Below are 17,477 nucleotides of genomic sequence, written 5' to 3' on the forward strand. Positions count from 1 at the left end.
GGCCCGCCATGACTATCTCCACATACCGCCCCAAGGGCGTTCAGCCGATCATCGACGCCGGACATCGGATCGCCCAGTCGATCCGGCGGCTCGGACACATGCTGGCGTTCTTCGTAGAGGCCATGGCGTCCATCCCGACCTCCTTGCGCTACTACTCCAAGGAGTTCTTCCGGCTACTGGCCGACGTCACCTGGGGAAACGGGTCGTTGGTTACCGGCGGTGGCACCGTCGGTGTGGCCGCGGTGCTGGGCGCCACCATTGGTGCGCTGATCGGCATCGAGGCCTACAACCTGCTGAACGTCATCGGTCTGGGCCCCGCCACCGGATTCATCTCCTCGCTGGTCTCGACGCGCGAGTTGGCACCGGTCATGGCCGCCCTCGCCTTCGCGATGCAGGCCGGCTGCCGCTTCACTGCGCAGCTGGGTGCCCAGCGCATCAACGAGGAGATCGACGCGCTGGACGCGCTGGCCATCCGGCCCATCCCGTACCTGGTCACCACCCGACTGCTGGCCTCCACTGTTGCCGTCGTGCCGCTGTACCTGCTGTGCCTGGTGATCAGCTACATCACCTGCCGTCTACTCGTCGGGATCTCCAGCGGCGGTTCGATCGGCGGTGCCTACAACCACTACTTCACGATGATGCTGAGCGGCACGGATGTCGTTTACTCCGTGATCAAGGCCGTCATCTTCGTGTGGATCGCCTCAACCATCCAGTGCTACTTCGGATTCAACGCCTCAGGCGGTCCCGAGGGCGTGGGTGTGGCCGCCGGACACGCGATGCGCGCGGCCATCACCGTCGTGATCATCGTGAACATGCTCCTCACCATGGCCTTGTGGGGAGTCGATGCCGGCGCAAGGTTCGGTGGTTGACGTGAGTGGTGGTTCGTTCTCGGCGAGCGGTCGCGGCTGGTCCGATCGTGGCCTGCTCGTGGCGGGCATCGCGGTGCTGGCCATCTTGGGCTTGGTGACCGGGCTCCTGCTTGCCAAGTCCAAGGGCTATCTCGAAGACACCGTCAAGGTCGACGCGCAGCTCACGAACGTCGGTGACGGTCTTCCCGAACGTGCCGACGTGAAGTTCCGCGGCATGCTTGTCGGCGCAGTCACGTCGGTGACACCCGCCGAAGACGGCAAGCCGAACATCGTGCATATCGACATCAAGCCGGAGCACGCCAGCGGGATCCCGAGCACGGTCACCGCGCGGGTGGTCCCCAGCAATGTGTTCGCGGTGTCGTCGGTGCAGCTGGTCGACAACGGTGACGGTGCCGGGCTCCGCAACGGCGCGGTGATCACCGAGGACACCAAGCTGCCGACGGTGCTCTTCCAGACCACCACCAACAAGCTGCGCCAAGTACTCGCCGCCACCGAACGCCAACGCGGTGACCCGCCGGTCGGTCTGATCGGCGTGTTCGGCGAGGCCACGCAGGGCCGCGGTAACAAGCTGCTGACCTCCGGGGCGCAACTGCAGGCAATCCTCACCGAGTTCAATGCCATGGTCACCGCCAGCCCCAACGATCCCTCGACGATCGCGGCGCTGGAGAAGGTGTCCGACGCGCTGAGCACCACGTCGCCCCGTCTGCTGGACAACCTGGAGAACGCCCTGGTGCCGCTGCGCACCCTGGCTCAGAAGCAAGCCGATGTGCGCGGGTTACTTTCGGCCGGTTTGCACACCACCGGGACCGCGTCGACCGCCATCGACAACCACATCGACCAGATGATCGGCATCGGCACCCACCTGACTCCGGTTGTCGGTGTCCTCGCCCAGAACGCGGACAAGTTCGTGCCGATCGCATCGCGCATCAAGGTGCTGTCGGATGCGGCGTTCGCCAACGGATGGGACCCCGGCCGCCAGGTCATTGGCCTGAACCTCATTCTGTCGTTCAGCCCGGCCTGGACCTACGTCCGTGATGACTGCCCGCGGTACGGCGAGCTGGCCGGACCGAGCTGCACCACCGCCCCCGAGACGCGCCAATGGATCGACATTCCCGAGGTGCTGCAGCCCGGCAGCTACAAACCGCCGCCGGATATCGCCCCGCCTGCGGGAACCCTCTTCCCGCCGCCCGCCGCCGACATCATGCTGCATGGCGCGGGCCCCAACCCGCAGGAAGTCGACAGAGCCGCGAACCCGGTGTTGCCGCCGTTCGGTCCGCCGCCCAACCCGGCACCTGCCGCCGGAGTGGCACCGGCCGCGTTCGGCGGAAATGTCGGACCGGTAGGTAGTGCCGTCGAGCGCCAGCAGCTCGGCAAGGCGCTGGGTGGCGACGCGAGCACCGCGCAGCAGCTGCTACTCGGCCCAGTGGCACGCGGAACGACCATCTCGGTGAGTCGTGACGAATCGGCCGCTGATGCCGGCCAACCCAATTCGGCTCAGGGAGGCGGACGATGAAGAACTTCCGGGCCGCGGCGATCGGACTGTCGCTGTTCGTCGTGTTCGCCATCGGTGTGACCACCCTGGTCTACGGCACCCTGCGCCGCGACACCACGGGCTCGACCAAGAGCTACACCGCGATCTTCACCGACGTCACCGGTGTTCGGGCCGGTGACGACGTGCGCATCGCGGGTGTGCGGGTAGGCCGTGTCGACTCGATCGAGTTGGATGGTTCGCTTGCCAAGCTCAAGTTCCGGGTCAAGAGCAACCAGAATCTGTACGGCAATTCGATTGTCTCGGTGACCTACCAGAACATCATCGGACAGCGATACATCTCGCTGTCTCGCGGTGTGGATGGCAGTCCGGAGCGTCTGCCCGAAGGCAGCGTCATCCCGGTGGAGCGCACCGAACCGTCCTTCGACGTCGGCGCGTTGCTCAACGGATTCGAGCCGCTCTTCACTCTGTTGGACCCCAAGCAGGTCGACAACTTGTCCAACGGGCTCATCGATGCGTTCGCCGGTGACAGAGGTGCGCTGGCCCATGTCGTTGCGCAGACCACCGAGATCACGAAATCCTTTGCCGGACGTGATCAATCGTTGGGAGAGCTGATCGACAACCTCAATACCGTCCTGGATAACGTCGCCAAGCAGAACGACAACCTCGACCAGCTCGTGCTCCAGAGTCAGAACGTCGTCGGTGAGCTGGACAACCGGCGCCAGAGTCTGGTCTCGTCGATTGGCTCGGCGACCCACGTGGTCAGCCGGATCCAGACCATCGGAGACAACGTCTATCCGCAGATGCAGGAACTCGTCTACCGCGAGCCCGGTACCGCCGCGCACATCCTTGCCAACAAGGATCAGTTCGCCTTCCTCGGTTCCAACCTGCCGCTGCTACTCAAGGGTCTGGCCCGCACAATGCAGGACGGCGCCTACGGCAACTCGTATGCCTGCCAGCTGAACATCAACGGATTCTTCCCGGGTCTGAACGACCTGGTGCCCTCCATTGTCCGGCATGCCACCAACGGTGGTGTCGCCAAGTACACACCGAAATGCCGAGGGATCGAATGAGCCCCCGTGAACGCACGCTAGAGGACCGCAGCAAGTTCTGGATCGGCATGATCGCCGTCGGTGTCGTCGTGGCCCTCATCGCGTCGATGCTGCTGTTCCGCCAGATCGGTTTCGGATACACCCGATACAAGGCCGAATTCGCGCAGGCAGCACAGCTCAAGAAGGGCGATTACGTCAGCGTCGCTGGCGTGGACGTCGGTGAGGTGAAAAGCGTTGTGCTCGACGGCACCCGGGTGCTCGTCGACATGCGAGTACGCGATGAGGTGAAGCTGGGCGCCGATACGCAAGCCGCGATCAAGACCACCACGCTGCTGGGTTCCCGGTACGTCGAGCTGCGGCCGCGTGGCGCGGGTGCCATCCCTAACAAGCGAATCCCGTTGTCGCACACAGAGGTGCCATACGACCTGCAGGCATTGCTTGCCGATACCGCCGCCACCTATGAGCAAGTCGATACAGCGAAGCTGGCCCAGTCCATCGACATCCTGGCCAAACAGCTCGATGGCCTGCCCGAGGCGCTGCCCGACGCCATGAAGAATCTGAAGGAGCTGTCGGGGATCGTCTCCACGCGGCGGACGCAGATCGGTGAGCTGCTCAAGAGTGCCTCTACCGTCACCGCGACGCTGCACCGGCAGCAGGCCAACCTCGGACACCTGGTGTTCCAGGGCCGGGATCTGCTGGGAGAGTTCGTATCCCGTAAGGCATCGTTCCAGCGTCTGATGGTGTCGATCACCAAGGTCGTCGATCTGCTGAGCAAGGTCGTGGTCAAGGACCGGCCCGCTTTCGAGAAGCTGTTGCAGCAGCTGCGGGATGTCACGGCAATGGCCAGCGATCACGACGACTACGTGCGAAACCTGTTGCAGATCCTGCCCGTACCGCTACGGAACCTGACCAACGCGACCGGCTCGGGGTACTCGATGGGCATCAACCTGACCAACGGTTTGATCGTGGACAACTGGATGTGCGCCATCAGTAGCCGCGCGCAGCAGTGGGGCATGCTCGAGTACTTCAAGGACTGCGCATGAGCATCAACGTGACACAGCAGGGGTCCACCGCCCGCCGGGTATTCATGATCGGCGTGGTTTCGGTGCTGGTGGTTGTGGCCGCGATCGGCGGTTACCTGGGCCTGCGCAAGGCCGGTGTGGTGGACAACAAGATCTCCGTCACCGCCCAATTCGACGAAGGCTCGGGCCTTTTCGTCGGCAATGTGGTCGAGGTGCTCGGTCTGCCGGTGGGTGCCATCGAATCGGTCGAGGCCAAGGGCACCTACGTCGAGGTCAAGTTCAACGTCGACAAGGACGTGAAGGTCCCGGCGAACGTCATCGCCGCCGCCTTCACCAGCTCGGTGCTCACCGACCGGCACGTCGCGTTGAGCCCGCCCTACACCGAGGGCCCGGTGCTCAAGGACGGCGACATCATTCCGCTGGACCGCACCCGCACTCCTGTCGGATTCGACCGAGTGCTCGCGACCGTCGACAAACTCGCCGCGGCGATGAAGGGTGACGGCAAGGGCGGCGGTCCGGCCGCCGACTTGGTCAACATCGGTGCCCAGGCCGCGGCGGGTAACGGCGAGCAGGTCAAGTCGGCCCTGGACGAGCTGTCGAAGGCATTGAAGATGACCACGGACGGCGCTGAGACCAAGGATCAGCTCAGCACGATCATCAAGAGCGTGAGCTCGCTGGTGAATGCGATGGGGGAGAACGACAAGGCAATTCGGCAGTTCGGCTCCGCGGTACATGGCACCGCCGACGTGCTGGCCGCCGAGCGATTCGGCACCGGGAACACCGGTCGCCAGGCCAACGAGGTCCTCAAGAACACCGCCGAACTCCTGGACAAGAACCGCGACGTGATCAAGGGCCTGCTCGGTAACAGCAACGTCACCCTGCAGTCGTTGTCCGATCAGCAGCGCGAGCTCAAGGAAACTCTGGATCTGCTGCCGCTGCTGCTCGACAACGTCGATCGCGCGATCGATCCGGTCAATGGATCGCTGCGCCTGCATCCGATGCTGGACAAGCTGCTCTTCGAGAGCCAGTTCACCAAGGAAATCTGCAACATGATGGGTCTGCGGCAGCTCGGGTGCAGCACCGGAACGATGGCCGACTACGGTCCGGACTTCGGCCTGACCTACATGCTCGACGGCATGGCCAGGATGGGGCAGTGATGAGCCGCTTGAAGGTTTCCACGCTGAGGGGCGCCGCACTGGCCGCGCTCGGTGCACTGGCCATATCTGCTTGCACCCCACCAGGACTCGACAGCCTGCCGCTGCCGGCTCCTAACATGGGTTCACAGTCCTACCAGCTGACCGCGCGTTTCGCCAACGCTCTGAACCTTCCCGCGAAGGCGAAGGTGCGCCTCGGTGGTGCCGACGTCGGCGAGGTCGAGTCGATGGATGCCGTCGACTATGTCGCGGTTGTGCAGCTGCGCATCCGTGAGGGTGTGCGGTTGCCCGTCGGAACCACCGCACAGCTGCGTACCGCCACCCCGCTCGGTGATGTGTTCGTCGCGGTCACCCCGCCGGCGACCCCCAGCGGTCAGCTCCTCAAGGACGGCGGCACGCTGGATCTGGACAACACCTCGTCGGCCGCGACGGTCGAAGGTGTGCTCGCCTCGGCAGCCGTGCTCGTCAACGGTGGCGTCATCCGGAACTTGACGCATGTGGTGAACGGACTCGGAAAGTCGTCGGGCGGCCAGGGCAGTAACGGCATCGTGTTCGGTGACATCGTGAAGCAGTCCGATCAGTTGATGGGCACTCTCAACGGTCGGTCGTCGCAGATCCAGAACTCGTTGGACAAGACCTCGCAGTTGGCCTCGACGTTGTCGGCGCGGGAGAAGACGATCAACGACCTACTGGAGGCCGGCGCGCCCGGGTTGAAGGCAGTCGATCCCCACCAGGTCACTGACCTCGCCAATACTGCCGGTCACATCTCCGATCAGCTGGCGAAATTCCCATCGATCCAGGGCACCGACACCCGCAGCATGATCACCGACTTCAACACGATCGCCCGCGGGTTCAACGATGTCACGGTGAGCCCGGACACCAGCCTGGTCGCCCTGAACCGGCTGCTCCCCATTTTGATCAAGGCCAACGCCGGTAGCGCACTGGCCGTCGACGTCAACATGGCCAAGCTGGCATTGGGTAACTGGCCCGACGCCGGGTACAAGGGCGATCCGACATTCCATGGTCCCAAGCAGGCTGACTGGGGCTACCTCGTGGGCAGCTTCAAGTACTCGCTGTACAGGTTGCAGGAACGCGTCGTGGGTCAGGGACCGAACCCGCCCGCCCCGGAACCTCAACCGGCCCCGGCGCCCGCACCTGCCCCCGCACCAGAACCAGGACCCGGCCGATGACCGCCCCCGTACAGTCCGGCGGCCTGCTGGAATCGATTTCCCGCGGCCTGCTGGCGGTGGGTGACGTCTTCAAGCGCAGCTGGAAATGGCTGTCGGTTGTGGGTCTGGTGGCCATCCTCGTCATCTGTGTGGGTTACGTGATGTTCGGGACCTTGAAGGTCAACCCGATCGAGTCCGAGTACCAGGTGAAGGTGCAGCTTCACGAATCCGGTGGGCTGCTGCCGAATCAGGAAGTCACGCTGCGTGGGGTTCCGATCGGCCGCGTGGAGTCCGTGAACCTGGACAAGGGTGGCGTGGTCGCGACCGCGGCGATCAATGGTTCGGTGAAGCTACCGGCTGACAGCGAGGTCCGGGTGTCCGGGCTGTCGCCCGCCGGTGAGCAGTACCTCGATTTCCGGCCGACGACGAACAACGGCCCGTTCCTGGGGAACAACAGTGTCGTCGCGTTGGGCAAGGCGACCACCCCGATGACTCTCGCGCAGGTGTTGGCGGATTCCGATGGCCTGCTGGCGCAGCTGGACACCAAGAAGCTGAGCATCCTGCGTAAGGAACTGGGTGTCAGCGCCCAGGGCCCGGAGAAGCTAGCCAACATCTTCGACGGTGGCACTTTCCTCATCACCACGCTCGACGGCGTGCTGCCCGAAACGGTGACCTTGCTCAAGTCCAGCAAGGTGACCTTCTCGACGCTCGTGGACCTCAACTCGGGCTTGGACGCGACCGGTCAGCAGCTGGGCAGCACCTTCGCCGGGCTGAAGAAGATGGACGGCGGTTTTCGGACACTGCTCCAGAGGGCCCCGCAGACGTTGCACAGCGTGGACAACCTCTTTACCGACAACTCCGACACGATGGTGCAACTGCTGGGCAACCTCGCCACCGTCGCGCAGCTGAACTACGTGCGCGTACCCGCGCTCAACGCGCTGTTCCCCGGGCCCGAGGTCCGTGGGTCGACGCTGGAGAGCGCGGCGACGATCTTCCACGACGGTGCTGTCTGGGCGCTCGCCGACCTGCTGTACCCAAGGCCCACATGCGATTACGCGACGCCACGTGCGCCCGTTTCGGACGCGAGCTTCTACGAGCCGGCGCTGTACTCCACGTACTGCGCCAACCCCGATCCGGCGATGCTGGTTCGCGGTGCGCGCAACGCACCGCGTCCCGGAGACGACGACACCGCCGGCCCGCCGCCCAACGCGGACCTGGCCAAGGTGTCCGACCCAACGCCTCGGGGTAAGTGGAGCATTCCCACGCCGTATGGTGGACCGCAGTGGCCCCTCCCGATTCCTGGCGATGCACCCTTGCCTCCCGAGGCGCCTGCGCCACCGCCTGGTTTCGGTAATACTCCACCTACCGGACGCTAGAAACGCCCGGATAGGCACCGGCAAGACGCGCAAGGAGCACAACCATGGCAGACGACGCTGCCGCTAAGGACGCCAAGAACGCGGATGAGTCCGCGGTGACCCCGGATGCGGAGAAGGCCGAATCTTCGGCTGCCGTTTCTTCGGAGGTTGAATCGGCGGCGGACGAGGCAACCGAACCCGCCGCAGAAGAGGTCGCCGACTTCGACGCGGAGGCGTCTGCGGCGGATGCCAAGGAGTCAGAAGATTCGAAGGACTCGAAGGACTCGAAGGACTCGAAGGACTCGAAGGACTCCAAGGACTCCAAGGACGCCGACGATTCCGATGACGAGGACATCAGCCTCGAACCGGATGAAGAGGAAAAGGACCCGAAGCGCATGCAGCGGCGCCACTGGTTGTGGACCGCAGCCGGTGTGGTGGCCATCGCGATCCTCGCTCAGGCGGCCATCATCGGGCGTCTCTACGAGGAGCAGCGCATTGAGGAGCGGTCGTCGCGCGAGGCACTTACCGCGGCACAGGAATTCGCCAACGTCATGATCAACGTGGACAGCACCAAACTCGATGACAGCGCGACCAAGACCTTGGACCGGTCGACCGGCGATTTCAAGAAGAAGTACTCGGAGTCCAGCACCACGCTGCGACAGGTCATGATCGAGAACAAGGCCAAAGCGACAGGCGTCGTCGTGGATTCCGCGGTGAAGTCGGCGACACCGAACAAGGTAGAGGTGCTGCTGTTCATCGATCAGGCGGTGTCCAATGTGGCGATTCCGGATGCACGCATGGACCGCAGCCGCGTTCAGATAACGATGGAGAAGATCGACGGCCGCTGGCTTGCCAGCGATGTCGAGCTGACCTAAGAGCTCCACCCCGATGAGTGTCGGTGGGCTGCTGCTCGTCGCCCTGGGGATCGCCATCGGCATGGTCGGCATCGTGGTGCCGATGGTTCCCGGCACGGGGCTGGTGGTGCTTTCCATCGGAGCGTGGGCGCTTGTCGAATCCACCACAAAGGCCTGGGTGGTCCTGGGAATTGTGGTCGCACTGGCTGTTGCAACGACGGTGACGAAGTATGTGTGGCCGGCGGCGCGGATGCGTGAGGCGGGGGTGCCCGCGCTCAGCCTGGTGCTGGGTGGGATGGCGGCGATCATCGGCTTTTTCGTGATCCCGGTGGTGGGTTTGGTTATCGGCTTCGTGCTGGGCATCTACCTTGCGGAGTTCATCCGGCGCAGCAGCCAGCGACAGGCATGGGCCGCGACCGTGACAGCGGTGAAGGCGGTGGCCACCTCGATCGGTATCGAGATGGTGGGCGCCATGGTGTCGGCGGGAATTTGGCTCGGCGCCGTTCTGGTCTGAGCTGCCCGACAGAATCAGGTGAGCGCGGCGCGCAGCGCGTTCAGCCGCTCGTCATCGATCCCGGCGGCCCTGAGCATTGCCTCGGGTGACCCGAAAACGTTTGCGACTTGGCTGAATCCGGTTTCGAGGTACTCCTCGCGGACTCCGAGCACCTCGTCGGAGAGCATCGCGGCCATGGTCTGCGCGAGCTCGGGTTCGGCCGCATCCATCTGCGCAGAGATATGGGCCCGCATCGCGCCGATCGCTGCGTTGCTGCGCAAGTAGTCGGCGGCAATATCGCCGTAGTCGATGCCGACCGAGTGCAGCACCAGCCCGACGAGGATTCCGGTTCGGTCCTTGCCCGCCGCACAGTGCACCAACGCCGTTGCGCCGCTGGCAAGTTGAGTCGCCACCGATTTGAGGGCGACCAGGGTGCCCGGGAGTTCGACGAACCGGCGGTACTCGGCCAGCATGAACTCCACCTGCGATGCCGGGTCGGGGCCGCGGCCCGAGGTCATGCTCTCGAGCATCATCTGCCGGTAGGCGATTTCGTGCGGGGCGCGCTCCTCTCCGGCTGCTGGGGTGGCGAACGGAACCTCGTGCACCCGAATTCCGTCGTCTACCCTGTCGGATCCCGTGCGGGCGATCTCGGTGGGGCTGCGCAGGTCGTACAGATCGGTGACGCCGAAGGCGCGTAGTGTCTGGGCGCCGGCCGGGGTCAGACCGCTGAGCTCGGAGGAGCGGAAGAGCACCCCGGGCCGGATGGTGACGGGGGAATCCGCTCCACCGACGTCCCGGAAGTTCCAAATACCCTCGACGGGATTGTCTGCGGAGGACGCCTTCGACTCGGCGCTGGAGATCGTCACACCCCCACGGTAGCGGGCGCCTTTTCGCCGACGCTCTCACCCGGTTTATGGCGGAACAGCACGAAGAACGCGACCGCGACTACCAACGCGTATCCGGCGAAGCTCAGCCAGATGCCGTGCCAATCCTTGCTGTCGTCGGGATAGGTGAAGAAGTGCTCGATGACCGCTCCGCTGATGAGGCTGCCCAGCATGGCACCGAGTCCGTTGGTCATGAGCATGAACAGGCCCTGTGCGCTGGCCCGGATCGCGGGGCCGCATTGGTCCTCGACGAACAGCTGGCCTGAGACGTTGAAGAAGTCGAAGGCCATGCCGTAGACGATGCAGGACAGCACGATCATCCACAGCCCGTCTCCGGGGTTGCCGTAGGCGAACAGACCAAAACGCAAGGTCCACGCCACCATGCTCATGAGCATGACCGTCTTGATTCCGAAGCGGCGCAAGAAGAATGGGATGGCCAGAATGAACAGTGTCTCGGATATCTGCGAGATGGACATGATGATGGCCGGATGCTCGACCGCGAAGAGGTTCTTGTACTCCGCGATATTGGCGAAATCGTGGAGGAATGTGTCGCCGTAGGCGTTGGTGAGTTGCAGGGCTCCACCGAGCAGCATTGCGAAGAGAAAGAACACCGCCATCGTGCGGTGACGGAACAGCGTGAAGGCGGTGAGCCCGAATCTGTCGGCGAAGGTGCCGCTGTGCGCACGATCCAGCTTCGGAGGGCATGCGGGCAGGGTGAACGCGTAGAGACCGAGGATGACGGCCGCCGTGCCGGCCACGTAGAACTGGCCGGCCGAGGTTTCAAGGTTCAGCAGACTCACCGTGTGCAGCGCGGCGATGAATCCGATGGTGCCCCATACCCGGATAGGCGGGAAGTTGATGACGGTGTCCTTGCCCGCGTCCTTGAGTGCGTTGAAGGCGACAGTGATGGCCAGCGACAGCGTGGGCATGTAGCAGAGCATGTTGAGGAGCAGCACCCAGAAGAAGAGCGTGGGGCTGGACACCAGGGGGAGACTGAATAACGCCGCCGCGCCACCCAAATGCAATATCCCATAAAGTCTTTCGGCGTTAACCCACTTATCGGCGATTATCCCCATGATCGGCGGCGTGATGATCGCGGCGATCCCCATGGTGGAGAAGGCGGCGCCGAAGTGCGTCCCGGACCAGTGTTTGTTGTTGAACCAGTACGCCCCGAGCGTGAGCAGCCATGCTCCCCACACGAAGAACTGCAGGAAGTTCATGACGACAAGGCGGGCCGAGAGGTTCATTGGACACCAATACTGGGGGACATCGGCCCAGTTAGCAGCGCAACCGGGGTGCGAATAGGCAAAGAATGCCCCGGCCCCTCGCTTGCGGTTTGTGTCGTCAGGTAAACATGACCCATGCACGATGACGTGACACCCGATGCCGATGCTATTCCCGCGAGTCTGCTGGAGTACCTCAACCGTGAGCTGGGGGAGGAAGTCAGCGTCCGCAGGCTCTCGGCCGGGCATTCGAACCTGACCTATGTGGTCACCGGAACCTCTGGTACGCAGTGGATTATGCGGCGCCCCCCGTTTGGGCGCCTGCAGGCGGGCGCGCACGATGTGATGCGTGAGTATCGGGTGCTTGACGCACTCAGTACCGCGCAGGTGCGGGTGCCGCGCGTGACGCTGGCCAGCACCGATGCCGAGATCTTTGGCGCTCCGTTCTATCTGATGGAGCGGCAGGAAGGGGAGGTGATCCGGGACGTCTCGCCCGAATGGTTCGTAGGCCCGGTCCGGAGCACGCTGATCCTGGATTTGGCGGTCGCGCTCGCCGAGATTCACAATGCGGATCCGATGCGGTTGGTCGAGGCCAAGCTGGGACGTGAATCCGGCTACCTGGCACGGCAATTGAAGACATGGGGTGGGCAATGGGAGTCCATCAAGGAGCTGCCTACCGGTCGTGATCTTGAGGATCACACGGCGATTACCGCATGGCTCACCGAGAATTACCCCGGGGACCGCCCGGCGGCCGTGGTGCACGGTGACTACAAACTGGACAACGTGCTCGTCGACCCGAAGACGTCGCGGATCACCGCGGTGCTGGACTGGGAGATGGCGACCGTCGGTGATCCGCTGGCCGACCTGGGGTACCTGCTGTACATGACCCCCGAGCCGGGTGGTGAGGTCGCCATGTCCGAGCTCACCGGGTCGGTGACCGCGCAGGAGGGGTGCCCCTCGCACGCCGAGATTGCCGAGGCCTATCGCGCGGCTCGCACGGGTGATCAAAGCTATTGGACACCAGAGGATTTGATCTACTACCAGGTGCTGGGAGGATGGAAGCTCGCCACTCTCTTGGAAGTGTCCTATCAACGACATCTGGCAGGCACCACCGATGACCCCTTCTTCGCGGAGCTGGAACAGGGCGTTCCCCGATTGCTTTCGGTGGCCCGCAGCCTGATTCCAACCGCTGGTTAGCATCAACCACACATCCACCGACTCACTCACTACGCAGAGGAATGCCATGGCCGACGAAGTCCTGATCGAACAGCGTGACCGTGTCCTATTGATCACCATCAACCGTCCGGACGCGCGTAACGCGGTCAACAGGGCCGTCAGTCAAGGGCTGGCCGCCGCCGCGGATCAGCTCGACAGTTCCGATGACCTCTCCGTCGCCATCATCACCGGTGCGGGCGGAAACTTCTGCGCCGGAATGGATCTCAAGGCATTTGTGAGCGGTGAGGCGGTGCTGTCCGAGCGCGGTCTCGGCTTCACCAACGTGCCACCACGCAAGCCGATCATCGCCGCGGTGGAGGGTTTCGCGCTGGCCGGCGGTACCGAGCTGGTGCTGTCCTGCGATCTGGTGGTGGCGGGGCGCAGCGCCAAGTTCGGCATCCCCGAGGTCAAGCGTGGGCTGGTGGCCGGTGCCGGCGGCCTGCTGCGTCTGCCGAACCGGATCCCGTATCAGGTCGCCATGGAGCTGGCGCTCACCGGTGACTCGTTCACCGCGGAGGACGCTGCCAAGTACGGGTTCATCAACCGGCTCGTCGACGACGGGCAGGCTCTGGATACCGCGCTGGAGCTGGCCACCAAGATCACCGCGAACGGTCCGTTGGCCGTCGCTGCAACCAAGCGCATCATCATCGAGTCCGCGAGCTGGGCGCCCGAGGAGGCCTTCGTCAAGCAGGGCGAGATCCTCATGCCGATCTTCGTGTCCGAGGACGCCAAGGAGGGAGCGAAGGCGTTCGCCGAGAAGCGCCCCGCGGTCTGGCAGGGCAAGTAACTTCTCCCCCCATCTGCTCGCAGTGGGGTGCTGGTGGCCTGCGAATGGACCAGTGGCGCTCCCAGCCAATCGGCGTACTGTAGTTAGTTGTGCGAACTTGTCATAGGTAAAACGCCTTGACCTGCATTTTTAAATGTACGTACACCTGACATGCAAGTTTGATGGGAGACCTGCTGTGGCCAGAACCGAAGGTGACACCTGGGACATCGTGACGAGCGTGGGAGCGACCGCGCTCATTGTCTCGGCGATGCGTGCGGTGGAGGCACGCAAGCCCGATCCGCTTGCACAGGACGAGTACGCGCAGCATTTCGTCGCCGCGACGAAGGTCGAGGCGCCGATCTTCTCCGAGCTACTCGACGATTCCGCCGTCGCGGCGGAGCCCGACGTGCAACTGTTCTCGAGCTACCTTGGCGCGCGGACCAAATACTTCGATGAGTTCTTCCTGGCCGCGGGGGAGGCGGGCATTCGGCAGGCAGTGATCCTGGCGGCGGGCCTCGATGTACGGGGATACCGTCTGCCCTGGGCAGCGGGCACCACGGTCTACGAGCTAGACCTCCCGAAGGTGCTTGAGTTCAAGAAGCAGGTTCTCGACGAGCAGGGTGCACGGGCCACGGCGACCGTGCACGAACTGCATGTGGATCTGCGCGACGATTGGCCGCTGGCGCTCAAGGCCGCGGGATTCGATCCTTCATTGCCGACGGCGTGGCTTGCCGAGGGACTGCTGCCCTTCCTGCCCGGAGCCGCCCAGGACCTGCTGTTCCAGCGGATTGTCGACCTTTCTGCGCCCGGAAGCCGAGTTGCCGTAGAGGATTTCGGCGCTCCCGGGAATCAGGCGGATCGGATGTCGAACGCGATGGAGAACGAGGACGGCGCGCTACAGCGGATCTTCAAGAGCATTACCGAGGAAGATGCCGCCCCGTCGAGCCTGTGGTTCGGCGATGAGCGCGAGGATCCGGCGCAGTGGTTGACCAACCACGGATGGACCGTCGAGGCGACCACCGCCGGCGAACTTCTGAAGCGATACAACCGGGCTCCGCTGGCGGGCCAGCACGAACTCACCGACGCCATGGGACAAAGTCGGTACTTCACCGCGGTGCTCGGCGCGTAGGCATGGTGCGCACCGAGGGGGACTCCTGGGACATCGTGACGAGCGTCGGCTACACGGCGCTCGCGGTGGCGGCGGGACGCGCACTCGACGCCAAGTTGGATCCGCCGCTGGCATATGACGAGCACGCCGCCGGTTTCGTGGCGGCGGCGGGCGCACCGAAGCTTGCCGCGGCGGTGGCCAGTGGAGATATGACAAGCGCTGCGGCCTTCAACGCGCAGTGGGTCGGCGTCCGGACGCGATTTTTCGATAACTTCTTCGCCGACGCGGCAGGTGCCGGAGTGCGTCAGCACGTGATTTTGGCCGCCGGGTTGGATTCGCGCGCATACCGATTGCCGTGGCCCGCCGTGACGACCGTTTTCGAGTTGGATCAGCCGAAGGTGTTGCAGTTCAAGGATGAGGTCTTGCGGCGATCCGGTGCGCAGCCGAGTGCTATTCGGGTGACGGTGGCCGTCGACCTGCGGGACGATTGGCCGACCGCCTTGCGCGAGGCGGGTTTTGACGCCGGTCAGCCGACGGGATGGATTCTCGAGGGGCTGTTGCCCTATCTACCGGGTGCGGCGCAGGATGCTTTGTTCGAAAGGCTGAATGAGTTGTCGGCCCCCGGCAGCCGGGTGGCCGCCGAACTGGGTCCCAACCCTGGAGAACTGGAGCGTCTTGCGGCTTCCATCGCGACGGTTGTTGACGACACCAGTGACGGTGAGGCACAACCGAATCTGCGTGACCTGTGGTTCGACGATCCGCGGGTGGACACCAAGGCCTGGTTGGCCGAGCGCGGTTGGACGGTTACCGATGCCAACCTGATAGACGCCGCGGTGACCTACGGCCGGCCACTGCACGATCTGCCACAAGCATTTGAAAAGTTCCTGAGCACCAAGTTCTTTACCGCTATCCGAGACCATCCGAGAGGCTGAGATGACAAGCACCGACCAAGAAAGCTGGACCCGCAGCGACGGTGACTCCTGGGACATCGTGTCCAGCGTGGGGTACACCGCACTCGGCGTCAGCGCACAGCGCGCCGTGGAGAGCGAGCGGCCCGACGCGCTGATCGTGGACCAGTTCGCCAAGCACTTCGTTCTCGCCGCGGGCGAACCACATTTGATCGAGACGATTACCAAACGTGATGCGCCGCAGGCATCCCCATTCGAGTATCTGCGCGGCATGGGCATGCGCAGCCGATTCTTCGACGAGTTCTTCCTCGACGCGGCGGCCGCCGGGATCAAGCAGGCGGTGATCTTGGCAGCGGGGCTGGACTCGCGGGCACATCGGCTTGCATGGCCCGCCGGTGTCACGGTGTACGAGCTGGATCAGCCGCAGGTGCTCGCCTTCAAGGACGGCGTGTATGCCGAGCAGGGCGCCGCACCGACCTGTGATCGCCGCGCCGTCGCCGTCGACCTGCGCGATGACTGGCCAGCCGCACTCGCGGAGGCCGGATTCGATCCCGGCCAGCCCACCGCATGGTCGGCCGAAGGGCTGCTGCCGTACTTGCCCGCGACGGCGCAAGACCTGCTGTTCGAGCGGATCGCTGAACTGTCCGCGCCTGGTAGCCGCGCCGCCATCGAGGGCCCGACGGGCACGCTTGGGATGAGTCAGTTCGCGAAGGTGGAACAGAAGTACCGGTCCGAAAAGGACACCTTCGGCAAGATCGACATCACCGGACTGTTCTATGACGAGGAGAAGACGCCACCTATCGAGTGGTTCTCGGCGCGCGGATGGAACACCGAGGGGCTGGACATGTTCGATCTGGCCGACCGCTACGGCGTCGAGCATCCGGAAGTCCCGGAGGACATCCGGGAGCTGGCCGGCGCCATGCACTACCTGACTTGCACCTTGCCTGCCTGAAAGGATCTATCAATGACCGATATTGCCGACAAGGATTGGTCGCGCAGCGACGGCGACTCATGGGACATCGTGTCGAGCGTCGGGTTCACCGCGCTGGGTGTGGCTGCGGCACGGGCGCTGGAGAACACGCAGCCCGACCCGTTGGTGCGGGACAGCTACGCGGAGCATTTCGTGCGTGCCGCGGGTGAACCGCACCTGATCGGGTTGCTGGACAATCCAGAGACGCAGAATCTCAACCCCACCACGGCGCTGCGGCAGATCGGACTGCGCAGCAAGTTCTTCGATGAGTTCTTTGTGCGTGCGACGAATTCCGGTTGCCGGCAGGTGGTGATACTCGCTGCCGGACTGGATGTGCGTGCGCACCGGTTGCCGTGGCCCGAGGGCACCAAGGTCTTCGAACTGGATCAGCCCCAGGTGCTGGGGTTCAAGGATCGCGTGCTCGACGAGCAGGGCGCCACAGTCACGAGTGATCGGCGCGAGGTCGCTATCGATCTTCGTGAGGATTGGCCCGCCGCCTTGCTTGCTGCCGGATTCGATCCGGAGGTTCCTACGGCATGGTCGGCCGAAGGCCTGATTGTGTATTTGCCTTCGGCGGCACAGGATCTGTTGTTCGAGAGGGTCGTGGCGCTTTCGGCGCCGGGTAGTCAGGTCGCGGTGGAAGCCACCCGGGGCAGGCCCAACATCGCCAAATGGGGCGAGGTCCAGAAGAAGTACGCGGACGACAACCATCCCATGTCCAAGGTGGACATCACCACGCTGTTCTACGACGAAGAGCGGGCCGATGTTGCGGAGTGGTTTGCCGCGCGTGGATGGACGGTCCAGGGCGCACATGTTCTGGAATTGGCTGCCGAGTATGGCGTCGATCTCCCGGAGCTGCCCGAGGAGGTCCTCGAATTGGTCAAGCAGGGCAACTACGTGACCGCCGTTTTGCCGAGCTAAGAGGCTTATCCCCAGGGACTGGCTG

General features: G+C 64.1%; 17 protein-coding genes. 15 read left to right on the top strand and 2 right to left on the bottom strand.

The window, feature by feature from the left end; all coding sequences use genetic code 11:
• The first annotated feature begins 8 nt into the window (after positions 1 to 8).
• From B4393_RS08160 to B4393_RS08200, 9 genes are read left to right on the top strand one after another with little or no spacing between them, the layout of a single operon-like run.
• Positions 9 to 869 carry an MlaE family ABC transporter permease gene (locus B4393_RS08160; protein WP_078333694.1) on the top strand — a complete coding sequence of 287 codons (861 nt, stop codon included), beginning with the start codon at positions 9 to 11 and terminating at the stop codon, positions 867 to 869.
• Position 870: 1 nt separating this feature from the next.
• Positions 871 to 2,382: an MlaD family protein gene (locus B4393_RS08165; RefSeq protein ID WP_078333973.1), complete on the top strand. Its 1,512-nt coding sequence runs from the start codon at positions 871 to 873 to the stop codon at positions 2,380 to 2,382.
• Positions 2,379 to 3,431, top strand: a complete 1,053-nt coding sequence (locus B4393_RS08170; protein ID WP_078281034.1) for an MCE family protein — start codon at positions 2,379 to 2,381, stop codon at positions 3,429 to 3,431. The genes B4393_RS08165 and B4393_RS08170 overlap by 4 nt, the downstream gene beginning before the upstream one ends.
• Entirely contained in the window at positions 3,428 to 4,453 is a 1,026-nt protein-coding gene (locus tag B4393_RS08175) for an MCE family protein (RefSeq protein WP_078333695.1), read from the top strand. Before B4393_RS08170 ends, B4393_RS08175 begins: the two co-directional genes overlap by 4 nt.
• A complete protein-coding gene (locus tag B4393_RS08180; protein WP_078333696.1) occupies positions 4,450 to 5,589 on the top strand; it encodes an MCE family protein in 1,140 nt (379 codons plus the stop codon). Before B4393_RS08175 ends, B4393_RS08180 begins: the two co-directional genes overlap by 4 nt.
• Positions 5,589 to 6,776 (top strand): MlaD family protein, encoded by a 1,188-nt coding sequence (locus B4393_RS08185; protein WP_078333697.1) that lies wholly within the window; start codon positions 5,589 to 5,591, stop codon positions 6,774 to 6,776. Before B4393_RS08180 ends, B4393_RS08185 begins: the two co-directional genes overlap by 1 nt.
• Entirely contained in the window at positions 6,773 to 8,131 is a 1,359-nt protein-coding gene (locus B4393_RS08190) for an MlaD family protein (protein WP_070937932.1), read from the top strand. The genes B4393_RS08185 and B4393_RS08190 overlap by 4 nt, the downstream gene beginning before the upstream one ends.
• Before the next feature lie 44 nt (positions 8,132 to 8,175).
• The gene (locus tag B4393_RS08195) at positions 8,176 to 8,985 is read left to right on the top strand and encodes a hypothetical protein (protein WP_078333698.1); all 810 of its coding nucleotides are present in this window, start codon (positions 8,176 to 8,178) and stop codon (positions 8,983 to 8,985) included.
• A gap of 13 nt (positions 8,986 to 8,998) precedes the next feature.
• Positions 8,999 to 9,478, top strand: a complete 480-nt coding sequence (locus tag B4393_RS08200) for a DUF456 domain-containing protein (RefSeq protein ID WP_078333699.1) — start codon at positions 8,999 to 9,001, stop codon at positions 9,476 to 9,478.
• Between the two features lie 14 nt (positions 9,479 to 9,492).
• Here B4393_RS08200 and B4393_RS08205 read toward each other — a convergent pair whose 3' ends face one another.
• Positions 9,493 to 10,323 (bottom strand): tyrosine-protein phosphatase, encoded by an 831-nt coding sequence (locus B4393_RS08205; protein WP_078333700.1) that lies wholly within the window; start codon positions 10,321 to 10,323, stop codon positions 9,493 to 9,495.
• The gene (locus B4393_RS08210) at positions 10,320 to 11,588 is read right to left on the bottom strand and encodes a nucleoside permease (protein WP_078333701.1); all 1,269 of its coding nucleotides are present in this window, start codon (positions 11,586 to 11,588) and stop codon (positions 10,320 to 10,322) included. The genes B4393_RS08205 and B4393_RS08210 overlap by 4 nt, the downstream gene beginning before the upstream one ends.
• 114 nt (positions 11,589 to 11,702) lie before the next feature.
• Between B4393_RS08210 and B4393_RS08215 the strand changes: the two genes are divergently transcribed.
• The 6 genes from B4393_RS08215 (at position 11,703) to B4393_RS08240 (ending at position 17,452) form a co-directional block, all read left to right on the top strand.
• On the top strand, positions 11,703 to 12,761 hold the full coding sequence (locus tag B4393_RS08215) for a phosphotransferase family protein (RefSeq protein WP_070937937.1): 1,059 nt from the start codon (positions 11,703 to 11,705) through the stop codon (positions 12,759 to 12,761).
• Positions 12,762 to 12,807: 46 nt separating this feature from the next.
• Positions 12,808 to 13,566 (top strand): crotonase/enoyl-CoA hydratase family protein, encoded by a 759-nt coding sequence (locus B4393_RS08220; protein ID WP_070937938.1) that lies wholly within the window; start codon positions 12,808 to 12,810, stop codon positions 13,564 to 13,566.
• 175 nt (positions 13,567 to 13,741) lie between these two features.
• Complete coding sequence (locus B4393_RS08225; protein WP_078333702.1) at positions 13,742 to 14,674, top strand: class I SAM-dependent methyltransferase; 933 nt, start codon at positions 13,742 to 13,744, stop codon at positions 14,672 to 14,674.
• A gap of 2 nt (positions 14,675 to 14,676) precedes the next feature.
• Positions 14,677 to 15,585 (top strand): SAM-dependent methyltransferase, encoded by a 909-nt coding sequence (locus B4393_RS08230; RefSeq protein WP_078333703.1) that lies wholly within the window; start codon positions 14,677 to 14,679, stop codon positions 15,583 to 15,585.
• A 1-nt stretch (position 15,586) separates the two neighbouring features.
• On the top strand, positions 15,587 to 16,513 hold the full coding sequence (locus B4393_RS08235) for a class I SAM-dependent methyltransferase (RefSeq protein ID WP_078333704.1): 927 nt from the start codon (positions 15,587 to 15,589) through the stop codon (positions 16,511 to 16,513).
• 12 nt (positions 16,514 to 16,525) lie between these two features.
• Positions 16,526 to 17,452 (top strand): class I SAM-dependent methyltransferase, encoded by a 927-nt coding sequence (locus B4393_RS08240; RefSeq protein WP_078333705.1) that lies wholly within the window; start codon positions 16,526 to 16,528, stop codon positions 17,450 to 17,452.
• Positions 17,453 to 17,477 lie beyond the last annotated feature (25 nt).

It is taken from the genome of Mycobacteroides franklinii (assembly GCF_002013895.1).
Classification (GTDB): Bacteria; Actinomycetota; Actinomycetes; order Mycobacteriales; family Mycobacteriaceae; genus Mycobacterium; species Mycobacterium franklinii.